The 15820-nt window shown below is 72.1% G+C and carries 16 protein-coding genes; 10 read left to right on the plus strand and 6 right to left on the minus strand.

Translation table 11 applies throughout. The features are described from left to right. Nucleotides 1-15 precede the first annotated feature (15 nt). The 3 genes from J1M46_RS02735 to J1M46_RS02745 are packed head-to-tail and all read right to left on the minus strand — an operon-like array spanning nt 16 to nt 2524. Nucleotides 16-1161 (minus strand): glycerate kinase, encoded by a 1146-nt coding sequence (locus tag J1M46_RS02735; RefSeq protein ID WP_206446423.1) that lies wholly within the window; start codon nt 1159-1161, stop codon nt 16-18. Continuing rightward, nucleotides 1158-1922, minus strand: coding sequence for a glutamine amidotransferase-related protein (locus J1M46_RS02740; protein ID WP_206446424.1), 765 nt, complete (start codon nt 1920-1922; stop codon nt 1158-1160). The genes J1M46_RS02735 and J1M46_RS02740 overlap by 4 nt, the downstream gene beginning before the upstream one ends. Then, on the minus strand, nt 1919-2524 hold the full coding sequence (locus tag J1M46_RS02745) for a DNA-3-methyladenine glycosylase I (protein WP_206446425.1): 606 nt from the start codon (nt 2522-2524) through the stop codon (nt 1919-1921). Before J1M46_RS02745 ends, J1M46_RS02740 begins: the two co-directional genes overlap by 4 nt. A 73-nt stretch (nt 2525-2597) precedes the next feature. Here J1M46_RS02745 and J1M46_RS02750 point away from each other — a divergent pair, with 73 nt between their 5' ends. The 6 genes from J1M46_RS02750 to J1M46_RS15195 all read left to right on the plus strand — a co-directional run bounded on the left by J1M46_RS02750 (nt 2598) and on the right by J1M46_RS15195 (nt 5889). Further along, on the plus strand, nt 2598-3326 hold the full coding sequence (locus J1M46_RS02750; RefSeq protein ID WP_206446426.1) for an AzlC family ABC transporter permease: 729 nt from the start codon (nt 2598-2600) through the stop codon (nt 3324-3326). After that, nucleotides 3323-3637, plus strand: a complete 315-nt coding sequence (locus tag J1M46_RS02755) for an AzlD domain-containing protein (RefSeq protein ID WP_206446427.1) — start codon at nt 3323-3325, stop codon at nt 3635-3637. The genes J1M46_RS02750 and J1M46_RS02755 overlap by 4 nt, the downstream gene beginning before the upstream one ends. A 155-nt stretch (nt 3638-3792) precedes the next feature. After that, nucleotides 3793-4236 carry an FHA domain-containing protein gene (locus J1M46_RS02760; RefSeq protein ID WP_206446428.1) on the plus strand — a complete coding sequence of 148 codons (444 nt, stop codon included), beginning with the start codon at nt 3793-3795 and terminating at the stop codon, nt 4234-4236. Further along, complete coding sequence (gene ftsR, locus J1M46_RS02765; protein ID WP_206446429.1) at nt 4233-4916, plus strand: transcriptional regulator FtsR; 684 nt, start codon at nt 4233-4235, stop codon at nt 4914-4916. The genes J1M46_RS02760 and ftsR overlap by 4 nt, the downstream gene beginning before the upstream one ends. Before the next feature lie 161 nt (nt 4917-5077). Beyond that, a complete protein-coding gene (locus tag J1M46_RS02770) occupies nt 5078-5647 on the plus strand; it encodes a MerR family transcriptional regulator (protein WP_206446430.1) in 570 nt (189 codons plus the stop codon). Nucleotides 5648-5685: 38 nt separating this feature from the next. Further along, nucleotides 5686-5889 (plus strand): M23 family metallopeptidase, encoded by a 204-nt coding sequence (locus J1M46_RS15195; protein WP_241248986.1) that lies wholly within the window; start codon nt 5686-5688, stop codon nt 5887-5889. 6 nt (nt 5890-5895) lie between these two features. Here J1M46_RS15195 and J1M46_RS02780 read toward each other — a convergent pair whose 3' ends face one another. Beyond that, nucleotides 5896-6828, minus strand: a complete 933-nt coding sequence (locus J1M46_RS02780) for an AAA family ATPase (protein WP_206446431.1) — start codon at nt 6826-6828, stop codon at nt 5896-5898. Nucleotides 6829-6892: 64 nt separating this feature from the next. On the opposite strand from J1M46_RS02780, the gene J1M46_RS02785 reads away from it, so the two are divergent. Beyond that, nucleotides 6893-10297, plus strand: coding sequence for a pyruvate carboxylase (locus tag J1M46_RS02785; RefSeq protein ID WP_206446432.1), 3405 nt, complete (start codon nt 6893-6895; stop codon nt 10295-10297). After that, nucleotides 10294-10785, plus strand: a complete 492-nt coding sequence (locus tag J1M46_RS02790) for a peptide deformylase (protein WP_206446433.1) — start codon at nt 10294-10296, stop codon at nt 10783-10785. The genes J1M46_RS02785 and J1M46_RS02790 overlap by 4 nt, the downstream gene beginning before the upstream one ends. Nucleotides 10786-10810: 25 nt before the next feature. On the opposite strand, the gene J1M46_RS02795 is transcribed toward J1M46_RS02790, so the two are convergent. Next, nucleotides 10811-11560: a class I SAM-dependent methyltransferase gene (locus J1M46_RS02795; RefSeq protein WP_342384404.1), complete on the minus strand. Its 750-nt coding sequence runs from the start codon at nt 11558-11560 to the stop codon at nt 10811-10813. A gap of 94 nt (nt 11561-11654) precedes the next feature. After that, on the minus strand, nt 11655-13490 hold the full coding sequence (locus J1M46_RS02800) for an AMP-binding protein (RefSeq protein ID WP_206446434.1): 1836 nt from the start codon (nt 13488-13490) through the stop codon (nt 11655-11657). Between the two features lie 126 nt (nt 13491-13616). Here J1M46_RS02800 and J1M46_RS02805 point away from each other — a divergent pair, with 126 nt between their 5' ends. Together J1M46_RS02805 and J1M46_RS02810 are read left to right on the plus strand one after the other, a co-directional pair. Beyond that, nucleotides 13617-14324, plus strand: a complete 708-nt coding sequence (locus J1M46_RS02805; protein ID WP_206446435.1) for a lysophospholipid acyltransferase family protein — start codon at nt 13617-13619, stop codon at nt 14322-14324. A 65-nt stretch (nt 14325-14389) separates the two neighbouring features. Beyond that, complete coding sequence (locus J1M46_RS02810; RefSeq protein ID WP_241248988.1) at nt 14390-15775, plus strand: class II 3-deoxy-7-phosphoheptulonate synthase; 1386 nt, start codon at nt 14390-14392, stop codon at nt 15773-15775. Nucleotides 15776-15820 lie beyond the last annotated feature (45 nt).

Here is a 15820-nt window from a genome sequence, read left to right on the forward strand (position 1 = left end):
GCGCCGGGCCCGAGGTCAGCGCAGGGTCAGGCGGGTGACGGCTGCGGCGGCCGCCTCGAGCAGGCCGGCCGCGTCACGCTGCAGCTCGGTCAGCGTCGCGGGCCCGGCCGCGAGCGAGAAGGCCGGCACGCCCATCGCTCGTGCGGCGGCCGCATCGACCGATCCCGCCAGCACGCACAGCGGCACGCGGTGGCGCTGCGCGGCGGCGTGCACCACCGAGACCACCTTCCCGCCGGCCGACTGGCTGTCGAAGCGTCCCTCGCCGGTGAGCACCATGGCGGCGCCGGCGAGCGCGTCGTCGAGCCCGGCGAGCTCGGCGAACCAGTCGCCGCCGGCGACGATCGCGCCGCCGGTGAGCGCCCGCAGCACGCTCGCCACGCCGCCGGCGGCGCCGGCGCCGGGCACCTCGGTGATCGCCGCCGCGTCGACCCCGAGGGCCGCGGCGCCCACGCGCGCGAAGCGGTCGAGCGCGGCATCGAGCGCGGCCGCCTCGGCGGCGCTCGCGCCCTTCTGCGGCCCGAACACGGCCGCTGCGCCGCGCGGGCCCAAGAGCGGTGCGTCGACGTCGGTGACGAAGCGCCAGGTGGCGGCGAGGGCGCGCGGGTCGATGCGGCTCGCGTCGAGGTGCGCGATCGCGCCGAGCCCACCGCCGCCGGCCTGCACGGGGCGGCCCGACGCATCCGTCAGCCGCGCCCCGAGGGCGGTCAGCAGCCCGGCGCCGCCGTCGCTGGTCGCCGAGCCGCCCAGCAGCAGCGTGAGCTCGTCGGCACCGCGCTCGAGCGCGGCGAGCACCACCCGGCCCAGCCCCGCGGTGGAGGCGGCCAGCGGCTGCAGCGGTGCGTCCTCGACCTGCGGGAGCCCGGCGGCCTGCGCGAGCTCGATGACGGCGTGCGTGCCCTCGAGCGCCCAGCGCGCCCGGGCCGGGCGGCCGATGGCGTCGACGGTGGCGGTGACGACCTCCTCGCCGCCGCGGGCGAGCAGCGCATCGAGCGAGCCCTCGCCGCCGTCGGCCATCGGCACGAGCAGCACCTCGGCATCCGGCACCACCGCGCGGATGCCGCGGGCGGCCGCCGCGCACGCCTCGGCGGCGGTCAGGCTGCCCTTGAAGGCGTCGAAGGCGACGACCGCGCGCGGCCCGGCGGCGCTCGCGGCAGCCGTCACCGCGTGAGCCCGTAGCGCTCGGCGAAGCGGGCGAGGATGGTCTGCGGATGCGTCACCTGCGCCGCGCGGCCGGCGGCGACCAGGTCGTCGACCTCGGCGGGGGAGAAGTAGCCGTGGTCGCGGTAGACGCGGATGCGCTGCTCGAGCCCCTCGGCGTCGAGCTCCGGGTGGAACTGCGTGCCCACCACGTGCTCGCCGACCCGGATCATGTGCACGCAGGCCGCCGAGACCGCGAGCGTCGTCGCGCCCTCCGGCGCCTGGGCGATGCCCTCCTTGTGGCCGCCGAACGCGGTGAAGGCGCGCGGCAGGCCGTCGGTGAACCAGTCCTCGCCGACCAGGCTCAGCTCGACCGGCGCCACCGACTCGGCGATGCCGCGCACCATGCGATCGCCCAGCGCGTGCACGAGGGCGCCCAGGCCCAGGCACGCGCCGAGGTAGGGCACGTCGTCGCGGATGACGCGGGTGGCGAGCTCGGTGAGCCACGTGACGGTGGCGGCGTGGCCCGGCGGCCGGCCGTGCTCGTCGCTGAAGTTCGCGGGGCCGCCGCCGACCAGCACGGCATCGATGTCGGCCAGGTCGACGACGCTCGCGCCCACGCCGCCGCTGCCCACTCCGTCGCTGCCCAGGGCCGGCTGTTCGCGGTCGAGCCGCACGCGGCGGATGCGGGCCTCGTCGAGCCGGCCGAAGCGCACCATCGCCTCGAGCTCGGCGTCGGCGACGGCGTCCTCCGGCCGCGACTGGACGATCAGGATCTGCCTCATGCTCTGCTCCCATCGGCTGCCCAGATGCCGCTCGAGCCGCGCCGGTGCGAGCCGACGAGGTGCGTGTCGATGATGCCCACAGCCTCCATCAGCGCGTGCATCGTCGTCGGCCCCACGTGCGCGAATCCGCGCCGCTTCAGCTCCTTCGACAGCGCGATCGACTCCGCGCTCTGCGTCGGCACCTCGGCGAACGTCGCCGGCCTCGGCGTCGCCTGCGGCTGGAACGACCAGATCAGGGCCGCCAGCCCCTCCGCCTCGCGCAGCGCCACGGTGGCACGGGCGTTCTGGATGGTGGCGGCGATCTTGCGCCGGTTGCGCACGATGCGCGCATCGGCCATCAGCCTGGCCGTGTCGTCCTCGTCGAAGCGGGCCACCGCATCCGCCTCGAACCCCAGGAAGGCCTCGCGGAACGCCGGCCGCTTGCGCAGGATGGTCGACCACGACAGCCCCGACTGGAAGGCCTCGAGCGAGAGCCGCTCGAACAGCCCGGTCTCGTCGCGCACCGGCATGCCCCACTCGCGGTCGTAGTAGTCGCGCATGAGCGGGTCGGTCGCGGCCCACGCGGGCCGGGCGAGGCCGTCGTCGCCGGCAAGCAGGCTCATGCGCTCCAGGCTAGCGGCGCAGTCGGCGAGGCCGGCCGCGAGCAGCACTGCGCCCGCCGAATAGGCTGATCCGGTGCAGACGGATGCGGTGGGTCGCGCTTGGCGGGAGGGCGTCTCGGTCGTCGTCGCGACCAGTGCCTACGGCCTCTCGTTCGGTGCGCTCTCGATCGCGAGCGGCCTCGATCTGTGGCAGACGATGGTGCTCAGCCTGCTGATGTTCTCGGGCGGCTCGCAGTTCGCGTTCATCGGCGTCATCGCCGCCGGCGGGGGCATCGCGGGCGTCGCGAGCGCCGGCATGCTGGGCCTGCGCAACGCCCTCTACGGCATGAGCATGCGGCGGGTGGTGCAGCCGCGACCGATGATGATGCCGCTGGCCGCGCATGTGACGATCGACGAGTCCACCGCGGTGGCGCTGGCGCAGTCGGAGCCGAGGGCGCAGCGGGTGGGCTTCTGGGTGACGGGCGTGGGCATCTTCGTCGGCTGGAACCTGGCGACTCTCGCCGGTGCACTGCTGGGCGACCTGCTCGGCGACCCGAAGCAGTGGGGGCTCGACGCCGCTGCCGCCGCGGCCTTCGTCGGCCTGCTCTGGCCGCGGCTCAAGGCGAGGCAGGCGATCGCGGTGGCCGCCGCCAGCGCCGTGCTCGCCGCCGCGCTGCTGCCGGTGGCGCCCTCTGGCACGCCGGTGATCCTGGCGGCGGTCGTCGGCGTCGTCGTGGGGCTGACGAACTGGTTCGGGCCCAAGCACGAGTCCGATCTGCCCGACCCCGGCGGGCCCGAGCATCGCGAGGGGCAGCACGCGTGACCCTCTGGCACCTCATCCTGCTCGCGTCCATCGCGGTGCTCGCGATCAAGCTGCTCGGCTACGCCGTGCCGCCGCGCCTGTTCGATCAGCCGCGACCGCGCCGCACGCTCGAGCTGCTGACCGTCTCGCTGCTGGCGGGCCTGGTCGCCGTGCAGACGCTCGGCGGCGGCGAGGGGATCGTGCTCGACGCGCGCATCCCCGCCGTGCTGGTCGCGGCCGGCCTGTTCGCGGTGCGCGCGCCGTTCATCGTGGCGGTCGCGGCGGCCGCCGCGGTGGCCGCGCTGCTGCGCCAGTTCGCAGGCTTCGCCTGAGCCTCCCGCCGCGCCCGCGCATTCGCTAGGGTGGCGTCTCAGGGCGTCGGTGCCTACGTCGGCGAGGGTCCCAGCGATGGGCTCTCCGCACAGGCTCCGACGCTATGCTGAACGTCCGCCAGCGCCCGCTGGCACCATTCGCGTGGAGGAACCGCATGACCGAGCACGACGGCCGCGACGGCGAGAGCACGCAGTCATGGGGTGACGACTACCGCGCACAGCTGGCGGCGATGATCGAGGGCACCTCGCCCGAGGACCGCGAGGCTGTCGCCTCGCTTCCCTCTGGCTCGGCGATCCTGGTCGTGCGCCGCGGGCCGAACGTGGGCGCGCGCTTCCTGCTCGACCAGGACTCCACCGTCGCCGGCCGCCACCCCGACGCCGACATCTTCCTCGACGACGTCACCGTCTCGCGCCGGCACGCGGAGTTCGCCCGCTCCGGCACGGCCTTCGAGCTGCGCGACCTCGGCTCGCTCAACGGCACGTACCACAACGGCGAGCGCGTCGAGTCGGTCGTGCTGCGCGACGGCGCCGAGGTGCAGGTCGGCAAGTTCCGGCTCACGTTCTACCGCTCGCGGCTCGACCTCGAGCAGCGGGCGTGAGCGCACAGGCGGCGAGGAAGCCCGCCGGCCTCCTCTCCATCGGCCAGGTGCTGGCGAAGCTGGGCCCGGAGTTCCCCGACCTGTCGCCGTCGAAGCTGCGCTTCCTCGAGGACCAGGGGCTCATCTCGCCCCAGCGCACCAGCTCCGGCTACCGCAAGTTCGACGCCGCCGACCTCGAGCGGCTGCGCTACATCCTGACGCTGCAGCGCGACCACTACCTGCCGCTCAAGGTGATCCTCGGCCACCTCGACGACATCGACGCCGGTCGCACGCCGCAGATCCCCGGCGCGAACGTGCGCGTCGAGGCTCCCTCCATCCTGGGCGCCGAGCGGCGGCTGTCGCGGGCGGAGCTGCAGGCCGAGACGGGCGCATCGAAGCAGCTGCTCGCCGATGCGCTCTCCGCGCAGCTGGTGCCGGGCGCCGAGCCGTTCGGCGATGCCGCCGTGCAGGCGCTGAAGTCCCTGGTCGAGCTGCAGCGCTTCGGCATCGAGCCGCGCCACCTGCGCGGCATGCGGCAGTCGGCGCAGCGCGAGGCGGCGCTGATCGAGTCGGCGCTGAAGCCCATGCGCGGCCGTCGCGAGACCGGCAGCCAGGCGAAGGCGGCGGAGGCGGCGCGCGACCTCGCCGGCCAGATCCAGTCGGTGCGCGAGCTGCTCACGCGCGACTCGCTCGGCGCCTGATCGCTGGCGCGCCCCTGTCCGTCGTCGGCGGCAGGGCGTAGACTCGGCCCCGACACGCCGCCCGATCCGGATATCCCCGGGGACGACGCGTCGGGTCGCTACGGTGGGGCCAACACTCAACCATTACTTGAAGGTTGAGCCCAGCAGTGGAAGGGACGGCAATGCGCGACGGCAGCCGGGATGCAGACCAGGGCGGGACGAACCGCCACGAGCTCGGTCTGCTGTTCACCGACGGCCTCCCGCAGGAGGACGACGCCGTCGGCTACAAGGGCGCCATCGCCGCAGACGCGGCTGGCATCACCTACCGCCAGCTCGACTACTGGGCGCGCACCGGGCTGGTCGAGCCGACCGTCCGCTCGGCCACCGGCTCCGGCAGCCAGCGCCTCTACTCCTTCCGCGACATCCTGGTGCTGAAGCTCGTCAAGCGCCTGCTCGACACCGGCATCTCGCTGCAGCAGATCCGCGTCGCCATCGTGCAGCTGCACGACGCCGGCGTGCGCGACCTGACCCAGACCACCCTCATCTCCGACGGCGCGAGCGTCTACCTGTGCACCTCGAACGACGAGGTCATCGACCTCCTCGGTCGCGGCCAGGGCGTGTTCGGCATCGCGGTCGGCAAGGTGCTGCGCGAGGTCGAGACGCAGCTGATCGAGCTCGAGGTCACCCAGGTCGACCAGCAGCCGGTCGACGAGCTCGCCGCCCGCCGCGCGCGCAAGAGCCGCACGGCCTGAGCCCGCGCCCGGTAGCAGCCGCGCGGGTCGGGGACCGGGTGACGGCCGGCCAGCAGCCGGCCGAGTGCGGTGGCTCCGGCAACAGCACCGAGCCGCACCTGCACCTGCAGGCCACCGACTCGCTCGACTGGCCGAGCGCATCCGGCATCGCCGTCGAGCTCGGGCCCTCCCGGCGCGTGGCCGACGGCGCGGTCGTCGAGCGCGGCATGCCGCGCACGGGGGAGCGCATCGCCTCGGTGTGAGGTCGGCTACTGCTTGTCGGTCTTGCCGGGCTCGCCGCTCTCGCCCTCGGCAGCCTCTGCCTCAGCGGCGGCCTCCTCGAGCTCTGCCGCCGCCGTGGCGTCGACGGCGGCGGTCGGCGCGGGGATGCGGCGGCCGGATGCCGCCTCGTCGCCGGCGCGGCCTGCGGCGGTCAGCACCAGCTGCAGCAGCTCGTCGAACTGCAGCGCCATCTCCTGCGCGCCCTCGCCGGGCCACACGTGCAGCGGCCGGGCGGCGCCCTGCGCCTGCTGCATGGAGGTGCGCTCGGGCAGCACCGCGTCGAGCACGAGCGGGCCGAACATGTCCTTGAGCTCCTGGATGCGGTACTGGTGCTCGAGCGACTGCGGCCGCGCGCGGTTCACGACGATGCCGAGCGGCTGCAGGCGCGGGCTGAGCCCGCGGCGGATCTCCTCGATCGCGCGCAGCGCGCGGTCGGCGGCCGCGACCGAGAACAGGCCCGGCTCGGTGACCACCAGCACGCGGTCGGAGGCCGCCCATGCGGTGCGCGTGAGCGCATTGAGCGAGGGGGCGCAGTCGACCAGCACCAGGTCGTAGTCGTTCTCGACGGTCGCGAGGGCCGTCTCGAGCTTCCAGATGTCCTTGATGGTCGGATGCGGGCCGTCGAAGTTGATCGCCGACGGGCTGCCGATCAGCACGTCGATGGTGCCGCCGTGGCCCTGGGTCCAGCCCGAGGGCGAGATCGCCTGCTGGACGACCTTGTCCTTGGGGTTGGCGAGGACATCCGCGATGTTGAGTCGGCCCTCGATCTCGATGTCCATGCCGGTGGAGGCATCGGATTGCGGGTCGAGATCGACCACCAGGGTGCGGAGACCCTTCGCGAATGCGGCGGAGGCGAGACCGAGCGTCACCGTGGTCTTGCCGACGCCGCCTTTGAGGGAGCTGATCGAGAGTACGTGCACGGCGGCCAAGCCTAGCGGCACTAGATTGGATCGGAAGCGCCGCCACACCTCGGAGGGTTCCTGCATGTTCACGAAGCTGCTCGTAGCCAACCGCGGCGAGATCGCGATCCGAGCCTTCCGGGCAGCCAATGAGCTGGGAGTGAAGACGGTCGCCGTCTTCGCCCACGAGGACCGCAACTCGCTGCACAGCCAGAAGGCCGACGAGGCCTACCAGATCGGCGAACCGGGCCGCCCGGTGCGCGCCTACCTGACGGTGAGCGAGATCATCCGGGTCGCCAAGGACGCCGGCGCCGACGCGATCTACCCCGGCTACGGCTTCCTGAGCGAGAACCCCGAGCTCGCCACCGCCGCGGCGGAAGCAGGCATCACCTTCGTCGGCCCCGGCGCCTCCGTGCTGGCCATGGCAGGCAACAAGGTGACGGCCAAGGAGCACGCGATCGCCGCGGGCGTGCCGGTGCTCGCATCGACGCCCGCCACCACCGACATGGACGTGCTCATCGCGGGCGCCGACGAGATCGGCTTTCCGGTCTTCTGCAAGGCCGTCGCCGGCGGCGGTGGTCGAGGGATGCGTCTGGTCCAGAAGCGCGAAGACCTGCGGGAGGCGCTCGAGGCCGCCATGCGCGAGGCCGACAGCGCGTTCGGGGACGCCACCATGTTCATCGAGCAGGCCGTCGTGCGCCCGCGCCACATCGAGGTGCAGATCCTCGCCGACGCCACGGGCGAGACGGTGCACCTGTTCGAGCGCGACTGCTCGGTGCAGCGCCGCCACCAGAAGGTGGTCGAGCTCGCACCGGCGCCGAACCTCAGCCAGCAGCAGCGGGACGCGATGTACCGCGACGCGATCGCCTTCGCGAAGTCGATCGGCTACGTCAACGCCGGCACCGTCGAGTTCCTGCTCGACACCGCCGGTGAGCGCGCCGGCGAGCACGTGTTCATCGAGATGAACCCGCGCATCCAGGTCGAGCACACCGTCACCGAGGAGATCACCGACGTCGACCTCGTCGCCAGCCAGATCCGCATCGCAGCCGGCGAGACGCTGGCCGAGCTCGGCCTGCTGCAGGACAACATCGAGATGCACGGCGCCGCGCTGCAGTGCCGCGTGACGACCGAGAACCCGGCGGATGGCTTCCGCCCCGACACCGGCCGCATCACCGCCTACCGCTCGCCCGGCGGCGCCGGCGTCCGTCTCGACGGCGGCACCATCAACCCCGGCACCGAGGTGAGCCCGCACTTCGACTCCATGCTCGCGAAGGTCACCTGTCGCGGCCGCGACCTCGACACCGCCATCCGCCGCGCCCACCGCGCGGTCAGCGAGTTCCGCATCCGCGGCGTGGCCACGAACATCCCGTTCCTGCTGAACCTGCTCGACGACGAGGAGTTCCGCGCCGGCGACGTCTCGACACTCTTCATCGACGAGCACCCCGAGCTCACGCGCATCAACCCGCCGAAGGACCGCGCCTCGAAGGTGCTGTCGTGGCTGGCCGACGTCACCGTCAACAAGCCGCACGGCTCGGCCGACGGCGTCATCAACCCGGCGATCAAGCTGCCGGAGATCGATATCGACGCCCCCGCGCCCGACGGCGAGCGCCAGCGGCTGCTCGAGCTCGGCCCGACCGGCTGGGCGAGCGCGCTGCGCGAGCGCACCTCGCTCGCGGTCACCGAGACCACCTTCCGCGACGCGCACCAGTCGCTGCTCGCCACGCGCGTGCGCACCGCCGACCTGGTCGCCGTCGCGCCGCACGTCGCGCGCATGACGCCGCAGCTGCTCTCGATGGAGGCCTGGGGCGGCGCCACCTACGACGTGGCGCTGCGCTTCCTGGGCGAGGACCCCTGGGAGCGCCTCGCCGGCATCCGCGAGGCGATGCCCAACATCCCGCTGCAGATGCTGCTGCGCGGCCGCAACACCGTCGGCTACACGCCGTACCCGACCGAGGTCACGGCCGCGTTCGTGGAGGAGGCCGCCGCGACCGGCATCGACGTGTTCCGCATCTTCGACGCGCTCAACGACGTCGACCAGATGCGCCCGGCGATCGATGCCGTGCTGGAGACCGGCACGACCGTCGCCGAGGTGGCGTTCTGCTACTCGGGCGACATGCTGAACCCGGCGGAGGACCTCTACACGCTCGACTACTACCTGCGGCTCGCCGAGCGCATCGTCGACGCCGGCGCGCACGTGCTGGCGATCAAGGACATGGCCGGCCTGCTGCGCGCCGGGGCGGCCTCGAAGCTCGTCTCCGCGCTGCGCGAGCGCTTCGACGTACCGGTGCACCTGCACACGCACGACACCGCCGGCGGCCAGCTGGCGACGCTGCTCGCCGCCTCGGAGGCGGGGGTCGACGCGGTCGACGTGGCGAGCGCGCCGATGTCGGGCACCACCAGCCAGCCCTCGCTGTCGGCGCTCGTCGCCGCCGTCGCCCACACCGAGCGCGACACCGGCATCTCGCTCGATGCCGTCAGCGAGCTCGAGCCCTACTGGGAGGCCGTGCGCCGCCTCTACAAGCCGTTCGAGTCGGGCCTGCCCGGCCCCACCGGCCGCGTCTACCACCACGAGATCCCGGGCGGCCAGCTCTCCAACCTGCGCCAGCAGGCGATCGCGCTCGGCCTCGCCGACGACTTCGAGAAGATCGAGGACTGGTACGCCGCGGCATCCCGCATCCTCGGCCGCCCGACGAAGGTCACCCCCTCCTCGAAGGTGGTCGGCGATCTCGCGCTGCAGCTGGTCGCGCTGGGCGTCACCCCGGAGGAGTTCGAGGCCGACCCGCGCAAGTTCGACATCCCTGACTCGGTGATCGGCTTCATGGCGGGCGAGCTGGGCGACCTGCCCGGCGGCTGGCCGGAGCCCTTCCGCTCGAAGGTGCTCGCCGGGCGCGAGGTCGACATCTCGGTCACGCCGCTCGAGCCCGAGCAGGCCGAGCGGCTCACGGCGCCCGGCGCCGACCGTCGGCACGCGCTCAACGAGCTGCTCTTCGCCGCACCGACCAAGGCCTTCGACGAGAGCCGCGAGCAGTACGGCGACCTCTCGGTGGTCGACACGATCGACTACCTCTACGGCATGCAGCAGGGTGAGGAGCACCACGTCGGCATCGGCCGCGGCGTCACCCTCAACGTCGAGCTCGAGGCGGTCGGCGAGCCCGACGACGACGGCATGGTCACGGTCATGACCGTGCTGGGCGGCCAGCTGCGCCCCGTCTACGTGCGCGACCGCTCGGTGAAGGTCGACAAGCCGCAGGTGGAGAAGGCGGATGCGTCGGTGGCGGGCCAGATCGCGGCCCCGTTCGCGGGGGCGGTCACCGTCAAGGTCGCCGAGGGCGACACCGTCGCGGCCGGCGACGCCGTCGCGACCATCGAGGCGATGAAGATGGAGGCCGCGATCACGACGCCGATCGCCGGCACCGTCGAGCGCCTCGCGCTGCCCGGCACGACGCCGGTGCAGGCGGGCGACCTGATCGTGGTGGTGGCGCCGGCATGAGCGTCCGCGAGATCCGGGTCTTCGGCGACCCGGTGCTGCGAGAGCGCGCCGCGCCGGTCGACCCCGCCGGTGCCGCGACCGCCGCGCTCGTGCAGGACCTGCTCGACACCGTGCAGCTGCCGGGCCGCGCCGGCGTCGCCGCCTGCCAGATCGGCGTCGCGAAGGCGGCCTTCTCCTACTTCGTCGACGGCGAGCTCGGCTACGTGCTCAACCCGCGCATCGACGAGGTGCGGGGCGAGCCCGAGCTCGTCGACGAGGGCTGCCTGTCGGTGCCCGAGCTCGGCTTCCCGACCCCGCGCCATCCGTTCTGCCGCGTGATCGGTGTCGACACGGCCGGCGCCGAGGTCGTGCTCGAGGGGGAGGGCCTGATGGCGCAGATGCTGCAGCACGAGATGGCGCACCTCGACGGGAAGCTCTACCTGCAGGCGCTCGAGAAGGATGTGCGCTCGCTCGCGATGGCCGAGGTGCGCAAGGCCGACTGGTACTGAGCCGACCCGCGCGGCAGGGCAGGCCTCAGCCCTGCTGGGCCGGATCGACCTTGACGAGCGTGAAGATGCCGTACCGCATCGGGCCGATGCGGTAGGCCACGATGAGACGAGGGAACGACAGCGCGAAGATGCGGTTGCGCGCGGCGAGTCCGATCCGGCGGATCTCCCGATCGACCACCAGCGCTCGCGCGAGCCGACGCGCGCAGATCGTCCAGGTGCGCGCGACGCGCTGGCTGACGTCCTCGTAGCCGACGATCTCGAAGCCGGCGTCCCGTGCCATCGCCGCGTACTCCTCGCGCGTGCCCATCGAGGGCAGGCGGCCCTCCCGGCAGATCGGCTCCAGCAGGTGGCGGACCTTCCAGCCGCTCGCGCCCGTCTCGGCGAGCCATGCGCAGACGACGAAGCGGCCGCCGGGCGCCAGGACGCGATGGGCCTCGGCGAAGAACGCGGGCTTGTCGACCATGTGCTCGCTCGACTCGATCGCCCACGCGGCGTCGGCCGAGCCGCCGGGCAGACCGCTCTCGAGCCAGTCGCGCACGCGGATCTCCACGCCGGGAGCGGGGTGCGTCGCCGCGTGCCGGGCCTGCTCGGCGGAGAGGGTGACGCCGATGACCCCGACCTCGCGGGTCGCCGCGAGCCGCCTCGCGGTGCCGCCGTAGCCGCAGCCGATGTCGACGCACGCCTCGCTGGGCTGCAGCCTCGACAGCCTCCGCAGGCGTCTCGCGCCCGGTCGTCCAGAGCCCGTGGTGGACGTGCTCGCCCCACACCCGGCGATAGATCAGGTCGAGCTCGTCGTAGTGATCGGCGACCGCCACGGCGTCCTGGGGGGCGTGCGGCTCGATCATCCGGTCACTCCGGGATCCGTGCGATCACTCGCCGACGTCGTGCGCGGTCGAGTTCGACGCGTAGATGTCGTCGATCTCGGCGGCGTAGTCCTTCAGGATGTTGTGGCGCTTGATCGACATCTTCGGCGTCAGGTGGCCGTTGGCCTCGATGAACTCGACCGGGATGATCGCGAACTTGCGCACCGACTCGGCGCGCGAGACCTGCTTGTTGGCGCGCTTGATCGCCACGCGCACCTCGTCGATGACCGGCGGGAACGCCGCCGCGTCGGCCAGTGACATGTGCTCGTCGTGGCCGTTGTTCTTGAGCCAGGTGCCGAGCATCTCCGAGTCGAGCGTGATGAGCGCCGCGATGAACTTGCGCTGGTCGCCGACCACCACGGGCTGGCCGATGATGGTGTTGGAGCGGATCGGGTCCTCGAGCACGTTCGGGGCGACGTTCTTGCCCGCGGCGGTGACGATGATCTCCTTCTTGCGGCCCGTGATGGTCAGGTAGCCGTCCGCGTCGAGCGAGCCGATGTCACCGGTGTGGAACCAGCCGTCCTCGGTGAAGGACTCCTTGGTGGCCTGCTCGTTGTTCCAGTAGCCGGCGAAGACGGCGGCGCCCTTGCCGAGCACTTCGCCGTCCTCGGCGATCTTCACCCCGTTGCCGGGCAGCGCGGGGCCGACCGTGCCGATCTTGAACTTGCTGGGCACGTTGACCGTCAGCGGCGCCGTCGTCTCGGTGAGGCCGTAGCCCTCCAGGATGCGGATGCCGAGCGAGCGGTAGAAGTGGGCCAGGAAGATCGACAGCGGGGCCGAGCCGGAGACGGCGTACTTGACGTTGCCGCCCAGCGCCACCTTCAGCTTGCTGAGCACGAGCTTGTCGAGCACGGCGAAGCGCAGCTTGAGCCCCAGCGGCACGTGGCCGGCGTCGATCGCCTTCGAGTGCGCGACGGCCGCCAGCGCGGCGGCGCGGAAGATCTTGCCCTTGCCGCCGGCCTCGGCCTTCTGCTCGCTGGCGTTGTAGACCTTCTCGAACACGCGCGGCACGGCGAGGAAGAAGGTGGGCTTGAACGAGCCCATCGACGGCAGCAGCTGCTTCGTGTCGGACTGGTGGCCCACCCGCACCGCGGCGGCGATGCCGAGCACCGAGATGAAGCGCGCGAACACGTGCGCCTGCGTGACGAACAGCAGGGTGGCGGCGCCGGGGCGGACCACATCCGCCATCTCCACGGCGGCGTTGCGGCACAGCTCGACGAAGTTCGAGTGCGTCAGCATCGTGCCCTTGGGGCGGCCGGTGGCGCCGGAGGTGTAGATGAGGGTGGCGATGTCGCTGCCGACCGCGAGCGAGCGGCGGCGCTCGATCTCCTCGTCGGCAACGTCCTTGCCCTGTTCGACCAGCCGGTCGAGGTCACCGCGGTCGATGCGCCACACGTCGCTGATGGCGGGCAGGTCGCCGTGCGCCTCATCGAAGCGCGAGACCAGCTCGGCGTCCTCGAGGATCACGCGGCTCGCGCCGCCGTCGGAGAGGATCCACTGGATCTGCGAGGGGGCGGAGGTCTCGTAGACGGGCACCATGCGGGCGCCGGCGTACCAGAGGGCGAAGTCGACCAGCGAGAACTCGTAGCGCACCTTGCACATGAAGCCCACGGAGTCGCCCGGCTGGATGCCGGCCGCGACGAAGCCCTTGGCGAGCGCGACCACCTGGCGCTTGAACTCGGTGGCGGAGATGTCGCGCCAGCCCTCGCCCTCGGGCAAGGAGAACAGCGGGGAGTCAGGATGCTTGCGGACGGTGTCCTCGAGCAGATCGGTGACGTTCGCCTCAGGATCCGGGGTGACGACGGGAGGGATGACACCCTCTGGGGTGGTGAGCTCGGGCACTGGGACTCCTTCGGCTTTCGTGCGTTCGGCTCAGTCTAGGGTCGGCGCTCGCGAGGATCCCTCAACGGCGCGCATGTCTGTAGGGAGCATCCCACTGCCCTAGGCTCGATCCCCGAGGAGGTGGCGATGATCTACTGGCTGCTGCGACATTGGATTGTCGGCCCCTACATCACGCGGGTGTTCCGACCCTGGGTCGCCGGGCTCGAGAACCTGCCCGAGCACGGCGGCGCGATCATCGCCGGCAACCACCTCTCGGTGATCGACTCCTTTCTGATGCCGCTGGTGCTCCAGCGCCGCGTCTACTTCCTGGCGAAGTCCGACTACTTCAACGGCAAGGGCCTCAAGGGCAGGCTCATGCGGTGGTTCTTCCTCGGTGTCGGGCAGCTGCCGATGGATCGCTCGGGCGGCGAGAAGAGCTCGCAGAGCCTGAACGCGGCGCTGCAGAAGCTGCAGGAGGGCCAGCTCATCGGCATCTACCCCGAGGGCACCCGCAGCCCGGACGGCAAGATGTACCGCGGCCGCACCGGCGTCGCCCGCATGGTGCTCGACGCGCGCGTGCCGGTCATCCCGTGCGTGATGGTCGACACCGAGAAGATCATGCCGATCGGCAGCCGGCTGCCGCGCGTCGGGAGGATCGGGATGATCTTCGGCGAGCCGATCGACTTCTCGCGCTACTACAACCTCGAGGGCGACCGCTTCGTGCTGCGCTCGATCACCGACGAGATCATGGTCACGCTCAACCGCATCTCCGATCAGGAGTACGTCGACGTCTACGCCTCGAGCGTGAAGGCGCGCGTGGAGGCCGAGCGCACGGCCCGCTCGACGGGCCGCTGAGGCGATCCGCCCGCGACTAGACTGGATGACGGCGCACAAGCGCCGCCGGAGCATTGAGGCAGGGCATGACCGACACCATCGCGACACCTTCGTTCATGGAGCACGGCTCCATCGAGCAGGGCCTCGATGCGTATCGAGCGCTGCCGATCAAGCAGCAGCCCACCTGGCAGGACGAGGCCGCGATCGAGCGGGTGCGGCGCGAGCTGCGCAGCTCGCCGCCGCTGGTGTTCGCGGGTGAGGTCGACATGCTGCGCGATCGGCTCGCCTCCGCCGCCCGCGGCGAGGCCTTCCTGCTGCAGGGCGGCGACTGCGCCGAGACCTTCGCCGGCGCCACGGCCGACAACATCCGCAACCGGGTCAAGACGATCCTGCAGATGGCGGTCGTGCTCACCTACGGCGCGGCGATGCCGGTCATCAAGATGGGCCGCATGGCCGGCCAGTTCGCGAAGCCTCGCTCGAGCGACAACGAGACCCGGGGCGAGCTGACGCTGCCCGCCTACCGCGGCGACATCGTCAACGGCTACGACTTCACGCCGGAGTCGCGCGCGGCCGACCCGCAGCGCATCCTGCGCGGCTACCACATGGCCGCCTCGACGCTGAACCTGGTGCGCGCGTTCACGCAGGGTGGCTTCGCCGACCTGCGCCAGGTGCACTCGTGGAACAAGGGCTTCGGCGAGAACCCCTCGTTCGCCCGGTACGAGGCGCTCGCCGGCGAGATCGACCGCGCCGTGCGCTTCATGGAGGCGGCCGGCGCCAACTTCGACGAGCTGAAGGGCGTCGAGTTCTTCACCGGCCACGAGGGCCTGCTGATGGACTACGAGCGCCCGATGACGCGCATCGACTCCCGCACGGGCCTGGCCTACAACACCTCCAGCCACTTCCAGTGGATCGGCGAGCGCACGCGCGAGCTCGACGGTGCCCACGTCGACTTCTTCTCGCGGGTGCGCAACCCGATCGGCGTGAAGCTCGGCCCGACGACCACGCCCGCCGACATGGAGGCGCTCGTCGACCGGCTCGACCCCGAGCGCGAGCCGGGCCGCCTGACGTTCATCACCCGCATGGGCGCCGGCCGCATCCGCGACGTGCTGCCCGGCCTGCTCGAGGCCTCGAAGTCGCTCGAGTCGACGCCGCTGTGGGTCACCGACCCCATGCACGGCAACGGCATCACCACGAAGAACGGCTACAAGTCGCGCCGCTTCGACGACGTGGTCGACGAGGTGCGCGGCTTCTTCGAGGCGCACCGCCAGGTCGGCACGTTCCCCGGCGGCATCCACGTCGAGCTCACCGGCGACGACGTCACCGAGTGCCTCGGCGGCTCGGAGGCGATCGACGAGGTCGCCCTCGAGACCCGCTACGAGTCGCTCTGCGACCCGCGCCTGAACCACATGCAGTCGCTCGAGCTCGCGTTCCTGGTGGCCGAGGAGCTGCGCGCCGCGCCTCGCCCTGCATAGCCGTCCGCGCGCGCCGCGCCTCGCCCTGCCTAGCCGTCCGCGCGC

It is taken from the genome of Agrococcus sp. KRD186, assembly GCF_017168255.1.
GTDB lineage: Bacteria > Actinomycetota > Actinomycetes > Actinomycetales > Microbacteriaceae > Agrococcus.

Excerpts from the sequence above, each read along its gene's own strand:
- J1M46_RS02740 (WP_206446424.1), bottom strand. The coding sequence starts at position 1,922 with ATGAGGCAGATCCTGATCGTCCAGTCGCGGCCGGAGGACGCCGTCGCC.
- J1M46_RS02745 (WP_206446425.1), bottom strand. The coding sequence starts at position 2,524 with ATGAGCCTGCTTGCCGGCGACGACGGCCTCGCCCGGCCCGCGTGGGCC.
- J1M46_RS02760 (WP_206446428.1), top strand. The coding sequence starts at position 3,793 with ATGACCGAGCACGACGGCCGCGACGGCGAGAGCACGCAGTCATGGGGT.
- J1M46_RS02770 (WP_206446430.1), top strand. The coding sequence starts at position 5,078 with ATGCGCGACGGCAGCCGGGATGCAGACCAGGGCGGGACGAACCGCCAC.
- J1M46_RS02785 (WP_206446432.1), top strand. The coding sequence starts at position 6,893 with ATGTTCACGAAGCTGCTCGTAGCCAACCGCGGCGAGATCGCGATCCGA.
- J1M46_RS02790 (WP_206446433.1), top strand. The coding sequence starts at position 10,294 with ATGAGCGTCCGCGAGATCCGGGTCTTCGGCGACCCGGTGCTGCGAGAG.
- J1M46_RS02805 (WP_206446435.1), top strand. The coding sequence starts at position 13,617 with ATGATCTACTGGCTGCTGCGACATTGGATTGTCGGCCCCTACATCACG.
- J1M46_RS02810 (WP_241248988.1), top strand. The coding sequence starts at position 14,390 with ATGACCGACACCATCGCGACACCTTCGTTCATGGAGCACGGCTCCATC.